Origin of the sequence: Streptomyces griseoflavus (genome assembly GCF_014649995.1) — a bacterium.
Classification (GTDB): domain Bacteria; phylum Actinomycetota; class Actinomycetes; order Streptomycetales; family Streptomycetaceae; genus Streptomyces; species Streptomyces griseoflavus.
On sequence record NZ_BMUC01000004.1, the window covers coordinates 139,001 to 157,809 of the forward strand.

An 18,809-nucleotide genomic window follows, 5' to 3' on the forward strand; every position below is an offset into this window, starting at 1 on the left:
CTTGACGATAGGGTGCCCGCCCCGCCGTGGGAACCGGGGCCCGCTGTGAGACACGCCCTCTTGTCAGGCCACCCGGCCGCACGCCGAACGTCGCGCCCCTCCCCCTCGCTCTCGCCGGGTGCCGCGGCAAAAGGATTGGCCCCGTCCACTCCCGGACGGGGCCAACGGGGAGAGCACCGCGCCTCAGCGGCGGGCGACACCCTCCGCCCGGGCGGCCGCGGCGACCGCCGCCGTCACCGCGGGGGCGACCCGCTCGTCGAACGGCGACGGGATGACGTAGTCGGCGGCAAGATCGTCACCGACCACCGAGGCCAGCGCCTCGGCCGCGGCCAGCTTCATCCCCTCGGTGATACGGGAGGCCCGCACCTGGAGCGCCCCCGCGAAGATGCCGGGGAACGCCAGCACGTTGTTGATCTGGTTGGGGAAGTCCGAGCGTCCGGTGGCCACGACCGCCGCGTACTTGTGCGCGACCTCCGGGTGCACCTCCGGGTTCGGGTTGGCCATGGCGAAGACGAACGCGCCCTCGGCCATCGACGCCACCGCCGACTCCGCGACCGTGCCGCCGGAGACACCGATGAACACGTCGGCGCCGGCCAGCGCCGACTCCAGCGTCCCGGAGAGACCGGCCTTGTTGGTGAACGACGCCAGCTCCGCCTTGATCGGCGTGAGGTCCTCGCGGTCCCGCGAGACGACACCCTTGCGGTCCGCCACGGCGACGTCACCGATGCCGGCCTCGACCAGCATCTTGGCGATCGCGACACCCGCGGCGCCCGCGCCCGAGATCACGGCCCGCAGCTCGCCCAGCGTGCGCCCGCTCAGTCGCGCCGCGTTCCGCAGCGCCGCGAGCGACACGACCGCCGTGCCGTGCTGGTCGTCGTGGAAGACCGGGATGTCCAGCCGCTCCTGCAGCCGCCGCTCGATCTCGAAGCACCGGGGTGCCGAGATGTCCTCCAGGTTCACCCCGCCGAACGACGGGGCGAGACGGACCACGGTCTCGATGATCTCGTCGACGTCGGTGCAGTCCAGCGCGAGCGGGACCGCGTCCACGCCGCCGAACTGCTTGAAGAGGATGGCCTTGCCCTCCATCACCGGGAGGGAGGCCTCGGGTCCGATGTCCCCGAGTCCGAGCACCGCCGTGCCGTCGGTCACGACGGCGACGACCTGCGACTTCCACGTGTAGTCGTGGACGAGGTCCGGCTGCTCGGCGATCGCGCTGCACACCTTCGCGACGCCGGGCGTGTAAGCCAGGGACAGATCGTCCTTGTCGCGGATCGGCACGGTGGCCTGCACGGCCATCTTGCCGCCGCGGTGCAGCGCGAACGCCGGGTCGAAGGAATCCAGGGGCTCTGCCCCGCTCTCCGGTTCCTTGTGACCGTTCCGGCTTTCGCTGTCGCTGCGAGGATTGACAATCTCCGCTGCCACTTGGTTTTACCCCTTAAGTATTTACGGTTGAGGGTTGCCACTCCTGGTGAGGGGTGGGCGGGACCGCGCAAGGCCCGGAGGGATGATGCGTACGGGCCGAACGCGACGGGCGCGCCGCACACGCGCCCTCGAGCCCCGGATGAGGGGTGTAAAGAACCTTCTTACCGGACGGACGCCGTCGGCGACGAGTCCATAACGTCAAGGTCACATGCCGACACCCGGAATCATCGTCCGATATCAGGACAAGACCCGGACGAACCTCCAGCAAGCCCACAACTGCACCAAAGACCACTGCAGTCACGTCCGTAACGCGGGCCAGGCCGAAGATCTTCCGGCCGGAATGGAGGATTCCCGCAGACTGTGCGGTCGCGATGTACCGGACTGCTCCGGTTCGAGCGTCACCTGTTATCCGATTTTGACATCGGGAGTCCCCTGAATAGAGCAGTCCGAATGGCAAGATGCGGTAATCACACGAGGTCGCGACACTCGAAGGCGTGTGCTCTCGACGACCCATGGCGACGCCGTTCCGGCAGTCGCCGGCCCCATCGGCAACTCCACCCATCCGCCGGAGGAACCCACCATGACCGCAAGCACCACCCGTCGTACCACCGCCGCACGCTCCCGGATTGCAGCGGTCGGCGCGATCGCGGTCGCAGGCGCACTGCTTCTCACCGGCTGCGGTGACCAGACCAAGGACACCGGTTCGGACAGCAGCGACACCCAGGCGGGCAACTCCGCCCCGCTGGCCGACAAGCTCCCCAAGGAGATCCGCGACAAGGGGGTCGTCAAGGTCGGCTCCGACATCGCGTACGCGCCGGTCGAGTTCAAGGACGACTCCGGCAAGGTCGTCGGCATCGACCCCGACCTCGCCGACGCCATGGGCAAGCAGCTCGGCGTGAAGTTCGAGTTCGAGAACGGCACGTTCGACACCCTGATCACCGGTCTGCGCTCGGGCCGCTACAACATGGCCATGTCGGCGATGACCGACACCAAGGACCGCCAGGACGGCGTCGACTCCGAGACCGGCAAGAAGGTCGGCGAGGGCGTCGACTTCGTCGACTACTTCACCGCCGGTGTCTCGATCTACACCAAGAAGGGCGACGACCAGGGCATCAAGACCTGGGCCGACCTGTGCGGCAAGAAGATCGTGGTGCAGCGCGGCACCGTCTCGGAGGACCTCGCCAAGGCCGAGTCCGAGAAGTGCCCGGCCGGCAAGAAGATCGCCATCGAGGCCTTCGACAACGACCAGCAGGCGCAGACCCGCCTGCGCGCGGGCGGCGCCGACGCCGGCTCCTCCGACTTCCCCGTCGCCGCCTACGCGGTGAAGACCTCCGGCGGCGGCAACGACTTCCAGCTGGTCGGCGAGCAGGTCGAGGCCGCCCCGTACGGCATCGCGGTCGCCAAGGGCGACACGCAGCTGCGGGACGCCCTCCAGGCCGCGCTGGACGCCATCATCGCCAACGGCGAGTACAAGAAGATCATGGACAAGTGGGGCGTCGCCGAGGGCGCCGTCGACAAGGCCGCCATCAACGGCGGCAAGTGACCGCGGCCACGCGGCACTGAAAGGCAACACCCGTGACTGCTGACATCGACAAGACGACGGGTCCGGCCGACACGCCCCCCGCCGGACCGGAGGCCATCAAGGCCGTCCCGGTCCGGCACTACGGGCGGTACGTCACCGCCGTCGTCGCGCTCGCCCTGCTGGTCGGGGTCGTGTACGCGTTCTCCCAGGGCAAGATCAACTGGGCCACGATCCCCGACTACTTCTTCGACGACCGCATCCTCAGCGGTCTCGGCAAGACGCTGCTGCTCACCCTGCTGGCCATGGCGATCGGCATCGTCGGCGGCATCCTGCTGGCCGTGATGCGTCTGTCGAAGAACCCCGTGACCTCGTCGATCGCGTGGTTCTACATCTGGTTCTTCCGCGGCACCCCGGTCCTGGTGCAGCTGATCGTCTGGTTCAACCTGGGCCTGGTCTTCGAGTACATCAACCTCGGGCCGTTCTACAAGGACGAGTGGTCGGACTTCATGACCCCGTTCCTGACGGCGCTGCTGGGCCTCGGCCTCAACGAGGCCGCGTACATGGCGGAGATCTGCCGGGCCGGCCTGCTCGCGGTCGACGAGGGCCAGACCGAGGCGTCGCACGCCCTGGGCATGAGCCACGCGAAGACGCTGCGCCGGATCGTCATCCCGCAGGCGATGCGGGTGATCGTGCCGCCGACGGGCAACGAGGTCATCAACATGCTGAAGACGACCTCGCTGGTGTCGGTCGTCCAGTATCCCGAGCTGCTGCGCGCGGCCCAGGACATCGGCCAGACCTCCGGCGCCCCGGCCGAGATGCTGTTCCTGGCCGCCGCCTGGTACCTGCTGGTGACGTCCCTCTTCAGCGTCGGCCAGTACTACATCGAGCGCCACTACGCCAAGGGCACCACCCGCCAGCTGCCGCCGACGCCGTGGCAGAAGGTGAAGGCCAGTACGTTCTCCTTCGGCCGCCCGAAGGGAGGCACGGCATGAGCAAGAAGCTCAGCACGACGGACGCGCCCGTGAAGGACGCCGCCGTCCCCATGGTCAAGGCGGAGGGCGTCCACAAGTCCTTCGGTCACGTCGATGTCCTCAAGGGCATCGACCTGGAGGTGAGGACCGGCGAGGTGTTCTGCCTCATCGGCCCCTCCGGCTCCGGCAAGTCCACCTTCCTGAGGTGTATCAACCACCTCGAGAAGATCAACGCCGGGCGTCTGTACGTCGACGGCGAGCTGGTCGGCTACCGCCAGAAGGGCGACAAGCTGTACGAGCTGAAGGACAGCGAGGTCGCCCTGAAGCGCCGGGACATCGGCATGGTCTTCCAGCGCTTCAACCTGTTCCCGCACATGACGGCCGTCGAGAACGTCATGGAGGCGCCCGTCCAGGTCAAGGGCGTCAGCAGGGCGAAGGCCAGGGAGCGCGCGATGCAGCTCCTGGAGCGGGTGGGCCTCGGCGACAAGGCCGGCAACTACCCCTCGCAGCTGTCCGGCGGCCAGCAGCAGCGGGTGGCGATCGCGCGGGCGCTCGCCATGGACCCCAAGCTGATGCTCTTCGACGAGCCGACCTCGGCCCTCGACCCGGAGCTGGTCGGTGACGTCCTCGACGTCATGCGCGACCTCGCCGAGTCCGGCATGACCATGGTCGTCGTCACCCACGAGATGGGCTTCGCCCGCGAGGTGGGCGACAGCCTGGTCTTCATGGACGGCGGCGTGGTGGTCGAGTCCGGCAACCCGCGCCAGGTGCTGACCGACCCGCAGCACGAGCGGACCAAGTCGTTCCTGTCCAAGGTGCTCTGACCGCGGTCCCGCGCACGGCGAAGGGGCGGTACGGATCTTCCGTACCGCCCCTTCGTCCGTCCGTGCTACTTGAGGGCCAGCAGCAGGGTGTCCGACGGCGAGCACCACACCGGGCGGGCCTCGCCGAAGCCCTTCTCCCGCAGCACCCGCGCGTGCCACGCGGCCGACGGCGTGTCTCCGTCGGCGTGCTCGCCGTAGATCTCGAACCGGCGGGCGGTGGGCCGCGCGAGGACCGGGTCGTTCGCGGCGAGCCGCCACCACTCGGCCCAGTCGAGGGCGCCGCCGGTCCTGGCCCGGTCCATGCGGGCGTGCCGCTGGGCGCGCTCGGCCGCGTTGATCCGGGGCGTGGTCTCGTCGATCATGTGGTCCGCGTTCATGAAGACACCGCCGTCGCGGACCAGGCCCGCGACGTGCCCGTAGAGGTCCGCGAGGGGTTCGCTGTGCAGCCAGTGGAGGGCGGTGGCGGTCAGCACGGCGTCGTAGGAGTCGTGCGGCAGTGCCTCGGCCCAGCCGGGGTCCTTGAGGTCGGCGGTGACGAGGGTGACGCGCCCGTCCCCCGCGAAGGTGCCCTCGGCGATGGCGAGGAGTGCCGGGTCCAGGTCGACGCCGGTGCTGGTGGCGTCCGGGAAGCGGGCGAGCAGCCGGGCGGTGATGCTGCCGGTGCCGCACGCCAGGTCCAGCACGCGCGGGGCGGTCCCGACGAGGGCCTCGACCATGTCGAGCATGACCCGGAACCGCTCCTCGCGGTCGGGCATGTACCACTCCTGCTGCCGGTCCCAGCTCTCCTGCCAGGCGTGCCAGTCGGCGGCGGCCGTGGTGGTGTGCGCGTCCGTCATCGAGCCCCTCCCTCGTCTCCGTCACGTAATACCCTTGCAGCACGACCGTCTATTACCCGACCGCACGCACGACCATAGAGCCCCTGCGTAAGGACTACAAGTGGAACTGGCCTATTACTCGGATTACGCCGTACGCCTCGTCAACACCGAGGAGCCGGCCCGGGGCAAGGACACGCTCACCTCGGTCGAGGCCGTCCGCGGCCTGTTCGGCGGGAACCAGTCGGCCGCGCGGCGCGCCACGGACGCGGACGTGACACGGTTCCGCTCGGTCCGGGCCCGGCTCCGCTCGGTCTTCGAGGCGGCGGACGGCGGGGACGAGACGCTCGCGGTGGACCTGCTGAACTCCCTGTTGCTCGAGTTCCCCGTCAGCCCGCAGATCTCGGGTCACGACTTCCGCGACGACGACGGCCGCCCGCTGTGGCACATGCACCTGGCCGATCACCCGTCCAACGCGACGGCGGGTTACGCCGCCATCGCCGCGATGGGCCTCGCCTTCCACCTCACCGAGTACGGCGTGGACCGGCTCGGGCTGTGCGAGGCGCCGCCCTGCCGCAACGCCTACCTGGACACCTCGACCAACCGTTCCCGCCGGTACTGCTCCGACCGCTGCGCCACCCGGGCCAACGTGGCCGCCTACCGTGCCCGCAAGCGCCTGGAGGCCGAGAACACGGGCCGCGCCGCCGACAGCGCCCAGCCCACCACGGCCAGCGGCGAACGCCGCTCCGACGTGCGCGGCCGGTAGCGGAACCGGACCCGGCCCAGCACCAGCTCGTCGGGCACCACCCCGTAGTCGGTGCTGTCGCCGCCCGCGTAGCTGTTGTCGCCGAGCACCCACCAGCCGCCGTCCCGCCGCTCGGCGGCCCGCTTCACCACGAGCAGGTCCTGCTGGAAGGGGTGCCGCAGCACGATCACGTCACCGCGTCTGACCCGGGCGCCGTAGTGCACCAGCAGCCGGTCCCCGTGGTGCAGTGTGGGCACCATGGACGGCCCGGTCACCTCGGCCACCCCGAAAGGCAGCGGCGGCCTCGGCCGCTCGGCGTCCTGCGACAGCTCCGGCATCTCCCGGCACCTCCCCGGTTCTTCCTCCACCAGTCCCAGTCTCACCCCGGACTTTTGTCCTAAGCCCGCGGGGGCACCCGCGAAAAGCCGTCCGCCACGGAGTAATGTCCCCTGTGAGAAGACGATCACGAGGAAGGAAACGCTCCATGCTTTCCCGCCTGTTTGCCCCCAAGGTCAAGGTCAGCGCCCACTGCGACCTGCCCTGCGGCGTGTACGACCCGGCCCAGGCCCGCATCGAGGCGGAGTCGGTGAAGGCCGTCCAGGAAAAGATGGCCGGCAACGACGACCCGCACTTCCAGGCCCGTGCCACGGTCATCAAGGAGCAGCGCGCCGAGCTGGCCAAGCACCACGTCTCCGTTCTGTGGAGCGACTACTTCAAGCCGCCGCACTTCGAGAAGTACCCGGAGCTGCACCAGCTGGTCAACGACACCCTGAAGGCCCTGTCGGCCGCCAAGGCGTCGACGGACCCGGCCACCGGCCAGAAGGCGCTCGACTACATCGCCCAGATCGACAAGATCTTCTGGGAGACCAAGAAGGCCTGACCTTCGTGCGTTGCGACCTGCGATTCCTTACGTTTTGCAGTGTCCCTCCACCCGCACCCGGCCCATGGGACGCCGCCCACGGCACCTCCCACGGTCCGGGTGCGGTCCTTTGCGCCACCCGTGTCCGTACGACGGCGCGGGGTCGGTAGTGGGGTGGCCCGACCTGTCGCACACCGCCCGGCTGCGCGCTCACGACACCGTCTCCGGCACCCTGGCCCGGTGCGCCGACCGGGCCCTGCGCGAGCTGGTGGACGGGGCCGTGCCGACCGGGTCCGGCATCGGTGGGAAGGCGTCCGTGACGGAGGTCGCCGGGACGCCCGTCTTCGTGAAGCGGGTGCCTCTCACCGGCCTGGAGCTGCGGCCGGAGCACGTCCGGTCCACGGCGAACCTCTTCGAGCTGCCCCTCTTCTGCCACTACGGCGTCGGCGCCCTCGGCGGGCCGGGCTTCGGGGCCTGGCGTGAGCTCGCCGCGCACGTCCTGACCACCGGCTGGGTGCTGGACGCGGAGCACGAGGGCTTCCCGCTGATGTACCACTGGCGGGTGCTGCCGGACGCGACGCCCCTGCCGGAGGAGCTGGCCGATGTCGACCGGGCGGTCGCCTACTGGGGCGGCGGAGCGCGGGTGCGCCGCCGGATCCGGGCCCTGGAGGAGTCCGCCGCGAGTGTGGCGCTGTTCCTGGAGTACATCCCGCAGAATCTGCACCAGTGGCTGGGCGCCCGGGTCGAGGCGGGGGGCGAGGCCGCCGGCCGGGCCTGTGCCAGGGTGGAGCGGGGTCTCGCGGACGGCGTCGCGTTCATGAACAGCCGCGGGCTGCTGCACTTCGACGCGCACTTCGAGAACGTCCTGACGGACGGCCGGCGCCTCTACTTCGCGGACTTCGGGCTCGCCGTCTCCTCCGGGTTCGAGCTGTCGGCCGCGGAGGCCGCCTTCCTCCGCGGTCACCGGACGTACGACCGCTGCTACACCACCGCCCACCTGGTGAACTGGCTCGTCACCGCCCTGTACGGGTACCGGGTCGATGACCGGGACGGGCGGTACGCGCTGGTGCGCGACTTCGCCGGGGGCAGGCGTCCCACGGGCGTCCCGGCGGAGGCCGCGGCGATCCTCGCCCGGCACGCGCCGGTCGCCGCGGTGATGTCCGAGTTCACCCGCGCCTTCCGCGGCCGGAGCAGGCGCACCCCGTACCCGGTGGAGGAGTTCCGCCGGCTCGGCGTCACGGCGGACGGCCCGTGAGGGGGCGGGTGGGCGTGGGATGCTGGGGGGATGGAGCTGGAGGATCTGGTGCGGCTGCGGCGGGCCCGGGACCGGATGGACCGGGAGTACGCCGAGCCGCTGGACGTCTCCGCGCTGGCGCGGACCGCGCTGATGTCGCCGGGGCACTTCCAGCGCAGTTTCCGCGCGGCGTACGGGCAGACGCCGTACGCGTATCTCATGACCCGGCGGGTGGAGCGCGCCAAGGCGCTGCTGCGGCGCGGTGATCTGACGGTGACGGAGGTGTGCCTCGCGGTCGGCTGCACCTCCCTCGGTTCGTTCAGTTCGCGCTTCACCGAACTGGTCGGGGAGACGCCGAGCGCCTACCGGGCCCGGTCGCACGAGGAGAGCGCGGTGATCCCGCCGTGCGTGGCGCGGACGTTCACCCGCCCGGTGCGCGGCAGGACACAAGCCGATCCGCGCGAAACCTTCTAGCGTGGACGCATGGACACAGGAACGGACGCGAAACTCGCCCAGTGCTTCATCGCCGTCGACGATCACGACAAGGCGCTGTCCTTCTACCGTGACGTGCTGGGGCTGGAGGTCCGCAACGACGTGGGGTTCGAGGGGATGCGGTGGGTGACGGTCGCCTCGCCGGACCAGGACGTGGAGATCGTGCTGGAGCCGCCCGCGGCGAACCCGGACGCCTCGCCCGGTGACAAGCAGGCCATGGCGGAGCTGCTGGCCAAGGGCATGCTGCGCGGGGTCAACTTCACCACCACCGACTGCGACGCCCTCTTCGAACGCGTCCGGGCCGCCGGCGCCGACGTGATCCAGGAGCCGGCGGACCAGCCGTACGGGGTGCGTGACTGTGCGTTCCGCGACCCGGCGGGGAACATGCTGCGCTTCATGGAACGCCCCGGCAGGTGAGCGTCCGCTGGACGTACCTCTTCCTCGACCGGCCCGGTGCGGCGGCCGACCGGGCGGGTGCCTTCTGGGCGGCCGTCACGGGGACGCGGCTGTCCGGGCCGAGCGGCGAGCACGGGGAGTTCGTGACGCTGGCGGTGGACGGCGCCGACGCCTGCGCGGGGGTGCAGCGCCTCGGCTCGGGTGAGGGCGGTGTGCATCTCGACCTGTCCGTGGACGACATCCCGGAGTTCGTCGCTCAGGCGCGGCGCCTGGGCGCGGGGACGGTCGCCGAGCACGACGGGTGGACCGTACTGCGCTCGCCGGCCGGTCAGGTGTTCTGCGCGATTCCCTGGCACGGGGAGTCGGCGCGGCCGCCCGTCGCGCACGGCAGCCGGCTGGACCAGGTGTGCCTGGACATCCCGCCGTCCCGCTACGACGAGGAAGTCGCCTTCTGGAGCGGGCTGTTGCCCGACTGGGATGCGGCGCCCGGCTCGCTCCCGGAGTTCCACGTGGTCCGGCCGCCGGCCGGGCTGCCGGTGCGCTTCCTGCTCCAGCGGATCGAGGACGAGCGGCCGGTCTCCGCCCACCCGGACCTGGCCTGCGCCGATGTCGCCACGACGCGTGCCCGGCACGAGGAGCACGGGGCCGTGCCCGTGGCCGGGTTCGGCCGCTGGACGGTGATGCGCGACCCCACGGGCGGCGTCTACTGCCTGACCGGCCGCGATCCGGAGACGGGCCTTCCCGCGGGCCGGCCGGTGGCGTAACCCGGGCCGCGGTGGCGGTGCGGCACGGCTTCGCCCTCCCCGTTCGGCGCTTCCTGCTGTACGTGCGCACCACCACGCCGTTGCCGAACCCGCGCACCGACTCCAGCGCGAACTCCGTGACGGAGAAGACGGAGGCGAACATCGGCATCCCGGACCCCTGCACGACGGGGCAGGTCCTGATGACCGGTTCGTCGATCTCGTCGGCCGGCGCGCCGGCGATCCGCGCTCCGCCGCAGAGGTATGGGTGCGATGCCGTAGGAGGACGGGCGGACCGTCATCCCGGGTGCAGCCCGCGGCCGGCCATCACCAGGAGCAGGCCCGTGACCAGGACGGGGGCGAAGGCCGCGGTGGCGGCCACCGCACGAGGGCGCCTGCGCGCGGCGGGCGGCGGGACGTGCGGCAGGCCCGCCCACTGCCGGGCCGTCTCGCGCCGCTCGGCGGCGCGCCGCACGGCGGCACGGACGCACAGGGCCATGGCGGCCGCGCCGCCCACGGCCGCCACCGCCGCCGGCGTCCACCGGGCCGGGGCCACGAGCAGCGCCAGGGCGACCGCCGCCGCCGTGCCCCAGCCGGTGAGGCAGGCGAGCGCCGCGGTACGACGGGAGCGCGGACGGTCGGGTCCGGCGCGCAGATCGGCGAGGGCGGGCAGGTACCAGACGCTGCCGGCGACGGTCACCGCCGTGCACCCCAGGGCGAGGACGGGCTGCGGCACGGCTCACCGCTCCGTTTCGAGCGCGGCGATCTCCGGGTGGTGCAGGTCGAACGCCGGGGACTCGCTGCGGATCCTCGGCAGCGTGGTGAAGTTGTGGCGCGGCGGCGGGCACGAGGTCGCCCACTCCAGGGAACGGCTGTAGCCCCAGGGGTCGTCGACGCCGACCGGCTTGCCGTACTTGGCCGTCTTCCAGACGTTGTAGAAGAACGGCAGGATCGACAGCCCGAGCAGGAACGACCCGATCGAGGACAGGGTGTTCAGGGCGGTGAAGCCGTCGGCCGCGAGGTAGTCGGCGTAGCGGCGCGGCATGCCCTCGACGCCCAGCCAGTGCTGGACGAGGAAGGTCAGGTGGAAGCCGGCCGTGAGGGTCCAGAAGGTGATCCTGCCGAGGCGTTCGTCGAGCATCTTGCCGGTGAACTTGGGCCACCAGAAGTGGAATCCGGCGAACATCGCGTACACGACCGTCCCGAAGACGGTGTAGTGGAAGTGCGCGACGACGAAGTACGTGTCGGAGACGTGGAAGTCCAGCGGGGGCGAGGCCAGCAGCACGCCGGTCAGGCCGCCGAAGAGGAAGGTGACCAGGAAGCCCACCGTCCACAGCATCGGCGTCTCGAAGGACAGACTGCCCTTCCACATGGTGCCGATCCAGTTGAAGAACTTCACGCCCGTCGGCACCGCGATCAGCATCGTCATGAAGGCGAAGAACGGCAGCAGCACCCCGCCCGTGACGTACATGTGGTGCGCCCACACGGTCACCGAGAGGCCGGCGATGGCGACGGTCGCGCCGATCAGGCCCATGTAGCCGAACATGGGCTTGCGGGAGAAGACCGGGATCACCTCGGAGACGATGCCGAAGAACGGCAGCGCCAGGATGTACACCTCGGGGTGGCCGAAGAACCAGAACAGGTGCTGCCACAGCAGCGCCCCGCCGTTGGCCGCGTCGAAGATGTGACTGCCGAACTTGCGGTCGCACTCCAGCGCGAACAGCGCCGCCGCCAGGACCGGGAACACGATCAGCACCAGCAGCGCCGTCAGCAGCACGTTCCAGGTGAAGATCGGCATGCGGAACATCGTCATCCCGGGTGCCCGCATGCAGATGATCGTGGTGATGAAGTTGACCGCGCCGAGGATCGAACCGAAGCCGGACAGGGCCACGCCCATGATCCACAGATCGGCGCCGATGCCCGGCGAGTAGATCTCGTTGGACAGCGGTGCGTACAGGAACCAGCCGAAGTCGGCGGCGCCCCCCGGCGTGAGGAAACCGCCGGCGGCGATCACGGAGCCGAACAGGAACAGCCAGAACGCCAGCATGTTCAGCCGGGGGAACGCCACGTCGGGCGCCCCGATCTGCAACGGCATGATCCAGTTCGCGAACCCGGTGAACAGCGGCATCGCGAACATCAGCAGCATGATCGAACCGTGCATCGTGAACGCCTGGTTGAACTGCTCGTTCGACATGATCTGCGTGCCCGGGCGGGCGAGTTCGGCGCGCATCACCAGCGCCATCACCCCGCCGACGACGAAGAACACGAAGGCGCTGACCAGGTACAGCGTGCCGATCTTCTTGTGGTCGGTGGTCGTCAGCCAGTCCACCCACGCGGTCCGGCGCGCGGCGGGCGTTCCCGCGGCGTCTCCTCCGTGGGCCACGGCCGCCGTGTGCGGCACCGGACGGGACCGGTCCCGCTCCGCGGTGCTCACCTGGTCCATGCGTATCTCATCCACCGGATGTCTTCCTCCCCAGCCGTTTCGGCGCGCCTCATGATCGACGGCGGGGGAAGGGGTCCGCATGGGTCGAAGGGGCCCTGTGCGGGCCCCGGGCCGGGGACCAATGGTCCTTCGGTTCAGTCCGGTGCGGCGGCCGGCCACACCGCCTGCCGGGCGGCGCCCGCGGGCCACACGATCTCCACCGGGACACCCCGCGCGCGGGCGTAGGTCACCAGGTGGGCCGTGGCGTCGCGGCCGTTGGACGGGGAGCCGTCCCAGACCGCCAGCAGCAGACCGCCCGCCGCGACGAGCCGCTCGTCGGCGCCGATGCAGGAGGCGCGGTCCAACGGGTCGTAGGCCACCAGGCGTACCTGGTCGGCGAGGGTGAGCAGTTCACCGGTCGCCATCCGGTCGTGCCGGGGCGGCATGGCCGGCATCCCGGCACGGGTGGGGATCACCACCGCCAGCGGGCAGCCCGACGCCCGCGCGGCCCTGCCGGACACCAGGGGCGTCCCCGCGCCCGTGCGCACCATGGCCATGCCGCCGCGGTCCGGGCGGCGTGCCAGCCGGGTCCGCAACGCGGACTCCACCAGCGGGACGGTGTCCGGGGCCAGATCGGCGTGCCCCACCACCACGATGTCCCCGTCCGTCCCGCCACCGTCGCCCACTGCCGCACGCATCGTGCCCCCGCCGTCTCGTCGTCCGCCGCCCGCCGGACCGCTCGGTGCGGCCGACGGGCGCTGGTCGCGAGCCAGTGAAGCCGGGACGGCCGCCGACGACCAGGGCCGAACGTCCCTGTCGGGCCCGGAGAGGGCGGGGAGGACGGCAGGGAGGTCAGCCCTCCGGGAGGGCCGGCGAGCCGGTGGCCGTGGACCGGGGCTCGCGCCACATCGGCCACATCGACGGGCCGTCCGGCAGGGACAGGGGCTGACCGGCCGCCTCGAAGCCGAGGCGTTCGTACAGCCGGCGGCTGCGCTCGTTGCTCGCCTCCAGGTAGGCCGCCCGTCCCTCCCGGTCGCAGCGGTCCAGGACGGAGCCGATCAGCGCGGTGCCGAGGCCCTCGCCCTGACGGCCTGGAGCGACGCCGATCATCCACAGGTACTCGTGGGCCCGGCCCGAGGGGTGGATGTCCGCCGTGAGGCGGCCGATCAGTTCCACGCGTTCGTTGTCGGGATCGACGTCCTGGCGCGTCCGCGCGAAGCCGTCGTCCCCCGCGGGGTCTCCGGCACCGGATCCGGAGTCGCCGGCACCGGGTTCCTCCGCGGGCACCGACATCCACAGGGCGCAGGCGGAGCCGTCCTCGGTGACGTCGATGCGCCCGTCGGCGAGGACGACGTCGGTGAAGGCCGCCATGAGCTTGTGGTGCGTCGTACGGCGGTACTCCGCGCCGGGGAAGACCCAGCCGCTGACCGGGTCGTCCTGGAACGCCTCGTCCAGGAGGCGGACGATCAGCTCCCGGTCGTCCTCCCCAGCCGTCCGGATCGCCACTCCCATGTCCACCCCTTCGCCTCAACCATGCTGTCTCGTACGGTGGTTGACCCTATCGGGGGCAGCGGCCGAAGGGGCGGGCCCCGCACATCGTGGGGAAGTGCGGGACCCGCCGGGCCGGACCCCCGGTGCCGTGCGCAGTCAGGGGGCCGCACGGCGCGGGGGGCCGGGTACTGGGGACGGCCCGGCGGGCCGTCAGGTGGTGCGCCGGGTCACGAACTCGGCGAGTGCCAGCAGGCCGCCCGCCGCCTCCGGGTCGGGCACGGCGCGGGCCACTTCCTGCATCGCCCGGGCCATCCGGTCGGCCGCCTCGGTCTGGGCCCAGTCCCGGCCGCCCGCCCGTTCCACGGCACGCACGATGCGTTCCAGATCCTCCTTCCGGTGCGGGGTCGCGTACACCGCGGCGAGATCCGCGGCCGCCGGGGTGCCGGAGGTGAGCGCCGCCACCACCGGCAGGGACTTCTTGCGGGCGGCCAGGTCCGCACCGGCCGGCTTGCCGGTGCGGCGCGGGTCGCCCCAGGTGCCGATCACGTCGTCGATGAGCTGGAAGGCCAGTCCCGCCTGACGGCCGAACGCGTCGAGTGCCGCCACGTCCTCCTCCCCGGCGTCCGCGTACAGCGCCCCGATGGCGCAGGCGCAGCCCAGCAGTGCCCCGGTCTTCGCCTCGGCCATGGCGAGCGTCTCGGCGAGGGTGACCTCTCCGGGGGCACGCCGTTCCAGGTCCGTGTCCGCGTGCTGTCCCGCGCACAGCTCGATCACGCAGTCCGCGAGCCGGGCCGACGCGGCACGGGCCGCCGGGTGGGGGTCCTCGGCGAGCAGCCTCAGGGCGAGCGCCTGGAGGGCGTCCCCCGCGAGGATCGCGCCGGCGTCACCGAACACCGTCCACGCCGTGGGCCGGTGCCGGCGGGTGGTGTCCCGGTCCATCACGTCGTCGTGCAACAGCGTGAAGTTGTGGACCAGTTCCACGGCCGCCGCCGCGTGCACGGCGGCCGCCCGTGCGGTGGGGCCGCCCATCGCGGAGGCCGCGGCGAGCACCAGCGCGGGGCGGATCGCCTTGCCCGCGCCTCCGTGGGCCGCCGTGCCGTCCGCGTCCTGCCAGCCGAAGTGGTGCAGCGCGATCCGGCGCATGGGTCCGGGCAGCGAGTCGAGGGCCGCCCGCAGCACCGGGTCGACCGCGGCCCGGGCCCTGTCCAGCAGCACCGTCGCCTCGTGTCCGTCCCCGGCACGCTGCTCCGGCACCGTGGGGACCTCACCCGGACGCCCCGTCGTACGCCCCGTCTGCCGCTCCGTGATGGATTCCGTCATCGGCTTCCCCCTGGCACCGGTTCGGTGGAGGAGTGGTGGGAGGGCGCTTCCGCACCCGTCGAGCACGCTCCTCCGAGGTGTACCCGCCCGGACGGCCGGGGACACGGCACGCGGCACGGGAGCCCGCGGACGGTCACCGCCAGCGGCCGATCTCGACGTCCTCCAGGACACCCAGCGCGTCCGGTACCAGGACCGCGGCCGAGTAGTAGGCCGTGACCAGGTACTTGATGATGGCTTGTTCGTTGATGCCCATGAACCGCACGGACAGGCTCGGCTCGATCTCGTCGGGGATGCCGGTGGCCCGCAGACCGATGACGCCCTGGTCCTCCTCGCCGGTGCGCAGGGCGATGATGGAGGTCGTGCGGGCCTCGGTCACCGGGATCTTGTTGCACGGAAAGATGGGCACCCCGCGCCAGGTGGGAATGCGGTTGCCGCCCATGTCGACGGTCTCCGGGACGAGCCCCCGCTTGTTGAGCTCACGGCCGAACGCGGCGATCGCGCGCGGGTGGGCGAGCAGCAGCCTGGTCCCGCGCCGCCTGCTGAGCAGTTCGTCCAGGTCGTCGGGGCCCGGCACCCCGTCGTGCGGCTGGATCCGCTGGTCGTACTCGCAGTTGTGGAGCAGACCGAACTCGCGGTTGTTGACGAGCTCGTGCTCCTGGCGCTCCTTCAGCGCCTCCACGGTCAGCCGGATCTGCTGTTCCGTCTGGTTCATGGGCTGGTTGTAGAGGTCGGCCACGCGGGAGTGGATGCGCAGCACGGTCTGGGCGACGCTGAGTTCGTACTCGCGGGGCCTGGCCTCGTAGTCGACGAAGGTGTGCGGGATGTCCGGCTCCCCGCTGTGGCCGGACGCGAGGTCGATCTCCTTCTCCCCGTACTTGTTGGTGCGCTGCCCGGGTACCTCGAGCCGGCTGCGGAGGTGTTCGCGCAGGCTGTCCGACCGCTCGGCGACCTGCTCGACCGCCTCGCGGGGCAGCACCAGGACGGTGCAGGGGGTGAGGGTGCGGGCCGTGTACTCCCAGATGGCGTCCTCGCCCTGCAGTGCCTGCTCACCGAAGTAGGCGCCGTCGGCGAGGACCCCGAGGGACTCGTCCTGGCCGTAGGGGCCGGTGCCGACCCGCTCCACGCGGCCGTGCGCCAGCAGGTACACCTCGTCGGCCGGACTGCCGAAGGAGGCGATCACCTGGCCGGCCTCGATCTCCCGCTGCCGGCAGCGGGAAGCCAGCTCCGTCAGCACCTCCTCGTCCTCGTACGACCGCAGGACCGGCAGCTCGCCCAGCTCTGCCGGGATGATCTCGACACGGTCGCCGGTCTTCACGAACGTCATCCGGCCATCACCCACGGCGTACGTCAGCCGCCGGTTCACCCGGTACGTACCGCCCTGCACGTCGACCCACGGCAGCATGCGCAGCAGCCAGCGCGAGCTGATCTCCTGCATCTGCGGCACGGACTTGGTCGTGGTGGCCAGGTTCCGCGCGGCGGCCGTACCGAGGCTCTGCTGCTGCCCGGCCTGCTCCGTGCGGACCTCTTCGCCTACCGACATGAGAAATTGCCCTCCCCAATGGTGGTGCACGCCCGGCCTCGCCGGACGTCGTCCTGCGTGATCAAGCGTTCCTCACCCGGCGTGCCCGCGCCATTACACGATCGAGCGGGGTTGGATCTTGGGAGGTGTGGGCACACATGCGGCGCCCGCTCCAACATCCCGGTAGCGGAACGAGATTGTCCGGATCGAGTCGCACAGGACCCGAACGGAAAGTTGAACTCGTTCCTTTCCGGTAATAGGGCCAGTACCAGGTGGTCGCGCACGGCGGCTGCCGCCCGGCACGAAGGAGGGCGGTCATGGCCCCACCCATGTCCGCGAGCGCGTTCCTGCGCGCGCTGAAGGCGGAAGGGCTCACGGTCGTCGAGGTCGGCGACTGGCGCGACCACAACCGCAACCACAAGGGCCCCTGGGGCCCGGTGCACGGCGTGATGATCCACCACACGGTCACCAAGGGCAGCGCGAAGACCGTGGAGCTGTGCCGCAAGGGCTACTCGGGCCTGCCCGGTCCGCTGTGCCACGGCGTCATCACCAAGGACGGCCGGGTCCACCTGGTCGGCTACGGCAGGGCGAACCACGCGGGGCTCGGCGACGACGACGTGCTGCGCGCGGTGATCGCCGAGAAGCGGCTGCCGGCGGACAACGAGGCGAACACCGACGGCAACCGGCACTTCTACGGCTTCGAGTGCGAGAACCTGGGCGACGGCAAGGACCCCTGGCCGGCGGCGCAGCTGGAGGCGATCGAGAAGGCCGCCGCCGCGGTCTGCCGCCACCACGGCTGGAACGAACGGTCCGTCATCGGGCATCTGGAGTGGCAGCCGGGCAAGCCGGACCCGCGGGGATTCACGATGGCGTCGATGCGGACCCGTATCGGCGACCGTCTGAAGTGAGGCACCGGCGCTCCCGCGCACCCCGCCGCGGCACTCCGGCCGGTGCGGGCGCCCCGCCCGCACCGGCGTGGGGCGGGGAGGCCGCGGCCGTCCGGGGCCGCGGGGCCGGCTGCCGCGAGGGGAGCGGCCGGGCGACAATGTCCCGGTGACCAGCTCCGACGATCCCGGCGCCGGCTTTCTCGCGGGGCTGGGGCCGCGGCTGCCCTCGCCGCTGCACGAGGTCCTGGACGGACGGTTCGAGCGGCACGGGGTGCGGCTCCTGCTGAAGCGGGACGACCTGATCCATCCCGAGCTGATCGGCAACAAGTGGCGCAAGCTCGCGCCGAACCTCCACGAGGCCGCCGGGCGGACCGTGCTCACCTTCGGCGGCGCCTACTCCAACCACCTGCGGGCCACGGCCGCCGCCGGCCGGCTGCTCGGGCTGCGCACGGTCGGCGTGGTGCGCGGCCAGGAACTCGCCGCCCGCCCGCTCAATCCGTCACTCGCCCGGTGCGCGGCGGACGGCATGCGGCTGCACTTCGTCGAGCGCTCGGCGTACCGCCGCAAGACCGAGCCGGACACCCTCGCCGCCGTCCTGCGCGCGGCGGGCGCCGAGGACGCGTACGTCGTGCCCGAGGGCGGCAGCAACGCCGCCGCCGTGCGCGGCTGCCGGGCGCTCGGCGCGGAACTGGCCGGCCACACGGACGTGGCGGCGGTGGCCTGCGGCACCGGCGGGACCCTCGCGGGGATGGCCGCCGGGGCCGGCGACGGCATGCGCGTGCTGGGCGTCCCCGTCCTCAAGGGCGGCTTCCTGACCGGCGCGATACGGGCCCTGCAGACCGGGGCGTTCGGCGGACCGCGCGGCGACTGGAGCCTGGAGGACCGTTTCCACTTCGGCGGTTACGCCCGTACGACACCGGAACTGGAGGCGTTCGCCGAGGACTTCGAGCACCGTCACGGCGTCCCCGTGGAGCGTGTCTATGTCGCCAAGTTGCTTTGTGCCCTTGTCGCCCTCGCGGAGGAGGGGGCGTTCCCGCGCGGGAGCACGGTCGCGGCGGTGATCACCGGGCGCCCCTTCCCGGAACACCGCGCCGGCGGCCCGTCCGCGCCTCCCCCGGGGAGCCCGGCACCGCACCCGCCCACCCGCTGAGCG

At 71.6% G+C, this 18,809-nt stretch carries 20 protein-coding genes and 1 pseudogene; 11 read left to right on the forward strand and 10 right to left on the reverse strand.

Annotated features, from left to right (window positions below):
- Nucleotides 1-183: 183 nt before the first annotated feature.
- Nucleotides 184-1,422, reverse strand: coding sequence for an NAD(P)-dependent malic enzyme (locus tag IE172_RS11550; protein ID WP_190097082.1), 1,239 nt, complete (start codon nucleotides 1,420-1,422; stop codon nucleotides 184-186).
- Nucleotides 1,423-2,002: 580 nt separating this feature from the next.
- On the opposite strand from IE172_RS11550, the gene IE172_RS11555 reads away from it, so the two are divergent.
- Genes IE172_RS11555 through IE172_RS11565 form a run of 3 tightly spaced genes read left to right on the forward strand, consistent with a single transcriptional unit; the run spans nucleotide 2,003 to nucleotide 4,739 of the window.
- Nucleotides 2,003-2,965 carry an ABC transporter substrate-binding protein gene (locus IE172_RS11555; RefSeq protein ID WP_190097083.1) on the forward strand — a complete coding sequence of 321 codons (963 nt, stop codon included), beginning with the start codon at nucleotides 2,003-2,005 and terminating at the stop codon, nucleotides 2,963-2,965.
- Between the two features lie 32 nt (nucleotides 2,966-2,997).
- Nucleotides 2,998-3,936, forward strand: a complete 939-nt coding sequence (locus tag IE172_RS11560; protein WP_190097084.1) for an amino acid ABC transporter permease — start codon at nucleotides 2,998-3,000, stop codon at nucleotides 3,934-3,936.
- On the forward strand, nucleotides 3,933-4,739 hold the full coding sequence (locus tag IE172_RS11565; protein ID WP_306432786.1) for an amino acid ABC transporter ATP-binding protein: 807 nt from the start codon (nucleotides 3,933-3,935) through the stop codon (nucleotides 4,737-4,739). Before IE172_RS11560 ends, IE172_RS11565 begins: the two co-directional genes overlap by 4 nt.
- A gap of 65 nt (nucleotides 4,740-4,804) precedes the next feature.
- Here IE172_RS11565 and IE172_RS11570 read toward each other — a convergent pair whose 3' ends face one another.
- The gene (locus IE172_RS11570; RefSeq protein ID WP_190097085.1) at nucleotides 4,805-5,575 is read right to left on the reverse strand and encodes a class I SAM-dependent methyltransferase; all 771 of its coding nucleotides are present in this window, start codon (nucleotides 5,573-5,575) and stop codon (nucleotides 4,805-4,807) included.
- Between the two features lie 100 nt (nucleotides 5,576-5,675).
- On the opposite strand from IE172_RS11570, the gene IE172_RS11575 reads away from it, so the two are divergent.
- On the forward strand, nucleotides 5,676-6,317 hold the full coding sequence (locus IE172_RS11575; protein ID WP_190097086.1) for a CGNR zinc finger domain-containing protein: 642 nt from the start codon (nucleotides 5,676-5,678) through the stop codon (nucleotides 6,315-6,317).
- On the opposite strand, the gene sodX is transcribed toward IE172_RS11575, so the two are convergent.
- Nucleotides 6,209-6,634 (reverse strand): nickel-type superoxide dismutase maturation protease, encoded by a 426-nt coding sequence (gene sodX / locus IE172_RS11580; protein ID WP_190097087.1) that lies wholly within the window; start codon nucleotides 6,632-6,634, stop codon nucleotides 6,209-6,211. The genes IE172_RS11575 and sodX overlap by 109 nt on opposite strands.
- A gap of 146 nt (nucleotides 6,635-6,780) precedes the next feature.
- On the opposite strand from sodX, the gene sodN reads away from it, so the two are divergent.
- The 5 genes from sodN to IE172_RS11605 all read left to right on the forward strand — a co-directional run bounded on the left by sodN (nucleotide 6,781) and on the right by IE172_RS11605 (nucleotide 10,041).
- Nucleotides 6,781-7,176 (forward strand): superoxide dismutase, Ni, encoded by a 396-nt coding sequence (gene sodN, locus IE172_RS11585; RefSeq protein WP_004983535.1) that lies wholly within the window; start codon nucleotides 6,781-6,783, stop codon nucleotides 7,174-7,176.
- A 148-nt stretch (nucleotides 7,177-7,324) separates the two neighbouring features.
- Complete coding sequence (locus tag IE172_RS11590) at nucleotides 7,325-8,410, forward strand: protein kinase family protein (RefSeq protein ID WP_190097088.1); 1,086 nt, start codon at nucleotides 7,325-7,327, stop codon at nucleotides 8,408-8,410.
- Nucleotides 8,411-8,440: 30 nt separating this feature from the next.
- Nucleotides 8,441-8,863 carry a helix-turn-helix domain-containing protein gene (locus IE172_RS11595; protein WP_190097089.1) on the forward strand — a complete coding sequence of 141 codons (423 nt, stop codon included), beginning with the start codon at nucleotides 8,441-8,443 and terminating at the stop codon, nucleotides 8,861-8,863.
- 9 nt (nucleotides 8,864-8,872) lie between these two features.
- Nucleotides 8,873-9,298 (forward strand): VOC family protein, encoded by a 426-nt coding sequence (locus IE172_RS11600; RefSeq protein WP_190097090.1) that lies wholly within the window; start codon nucleotides 8,873-8,875, stop codon nucleotides 9,296-9,298.
- Nucleotides 9,295-10,041 (forward strand): VOC family protein, encoded by a 747-nt coding sequence (locus IE172_RS11605; protein ID WP_190097091.1) that lies wholly within the window; start codon nucleotides 9,295-9,297, stop codon nucleotides 10,039-10,041. The genes IE172_RS11600 and IE172_RS11605 overlap by 4 nt, the downstream gene beginning before the upstream one ends.
- Before the next feature lie 46 nt (nucleotides 10,042-10,087).
- Here IE172_RS11605 and IE172_RS34445 read toward each other — a convergent pair.
- The 7 genes and pseudogenes from IE172_RS34445 to IE172_RS11635 form a co-directional block, all read right to left on the reverse strand.
- Nucleotides 10,088-10,282 (reverse strand): annotated as a pseudogene (locus IE172_RS34445) (dihydrofolate reductase family protein); the annotation flags it as partial.
- Between the two features lie 33 nt (nucleotides 10,283-10,315).
- Nucleotides 10,316-10,753 (reverse strand): hypothetical protein, encoded by a 438-nt coding sequence (locus tag IE172_RS11610; protein ID WP_190097092.1) that lies wholly within the window; start codon nucleotides 10,751-10,753, stop codon nucleotides 10,316-10,318.
- A gap of 3 nt (nucleotides 10,754-10,756) precedes the next feature.
- Nucleotides 10,757-12,460, reverse strand: a complete 1,704-nt coding sequence (ctaD, locus tag IE172_RS11615) for an aa3-type cytochrome oxidase subunit I (RefSeq protein ID WP_438817013.1) — start codon at nucleotides 12,458-12,460, stop codon at nucleotides 10,757-10,759.
- A 134-nt stretch (nucleotides 12,461-12,594) separates the two neighbouring features.
- The gene (locus IE172_RS11620) at nucleotides 12,595-13,137 is read right to left on the reverse strand and encodes a hypothetical protein (RefSeq protein ID WP_190097094.1); all 543 of its coding nucleotides are present in this window, start codon (nucleotides 13,135-13,137) and stop codon (nucleotides 12,595-12,597) included.
- A 154-nt stretch (nucleotides 13,138-13,291) separates the two neighbouring features.
- On the reverse strand, nucleotides 13,292-13,951 hold the full coding sequence (locus tag IE172_RS11625; RefSeq protein WP_190097095.1) for a GNAT family N-acetyltransferase: 660 nt from the start codon (nucleotides 13,949-13,951) through the stop codon (nucleotides 13,292-13,294).
- 189 nt (nucleotides 13,952-14,140) lie between these two features.
- Complete coding sequence (locus IE172_RS11630; RefSeq protein ID WP_190097096.1) at nucleotides 14,141-15,250, reverse strand: family 2 encapsulin nanocompartment cargo protein polyprenyl transferase; 1,110 nt, start codon at nucleotides 15,248-15,250, stop codon at nucleotides 14,141-14,143.
- 133 nt (nucleotides 15,251-15,383) lie between these two features.
- Complete coding sequence (locus IE172_RS11635; protein ID WP_190097097.1) at nucleotides 15,384-16,790, reverse strand: family 2B encapsulin nanocompartment shell protein; 1,407 nt, start codon at nucleotides 16,788-16,790, stop codon at nucleotides 15,384-15,386.
- Between the two features lie 296 nt (nucleotides 16,791-17,086).
- Here IE172_RS11635 and IE172_RS11640 point away from each other — a divergent pair, with 296 nt between their 5' ends.
- Complete coding sequence (locus IE172_RS11640) at nucleotides 17,087-17,677, forward strand: N-acetylmuramoyl-L-alanine amidase (protein ID WP_190097098.1); 591 nt, start codon at nucleotides 17,087-17,089, stop codon at nucleotides 17,675-17,677.
- 145 nt (nucleotides 17,678-17,822) lie between these two features.
- The gene (locus IE172_RS11645; protein ID WP_190097099.1) at nucleotides 17,823-18,806 is read left to right on the forward strand and encodes a 1-aminocyclopropane-1-carboxylate deaminase/D-cysteine desulfhydrase; all 984 of its coding nucleotides are present in this window, start codon (nucleotides 17,823-17,825) and stop codon (nucleotides 18,804-18,806) included.
- Nucleotides 18,807-18,809: the final 3 nt, after the last annotated feature.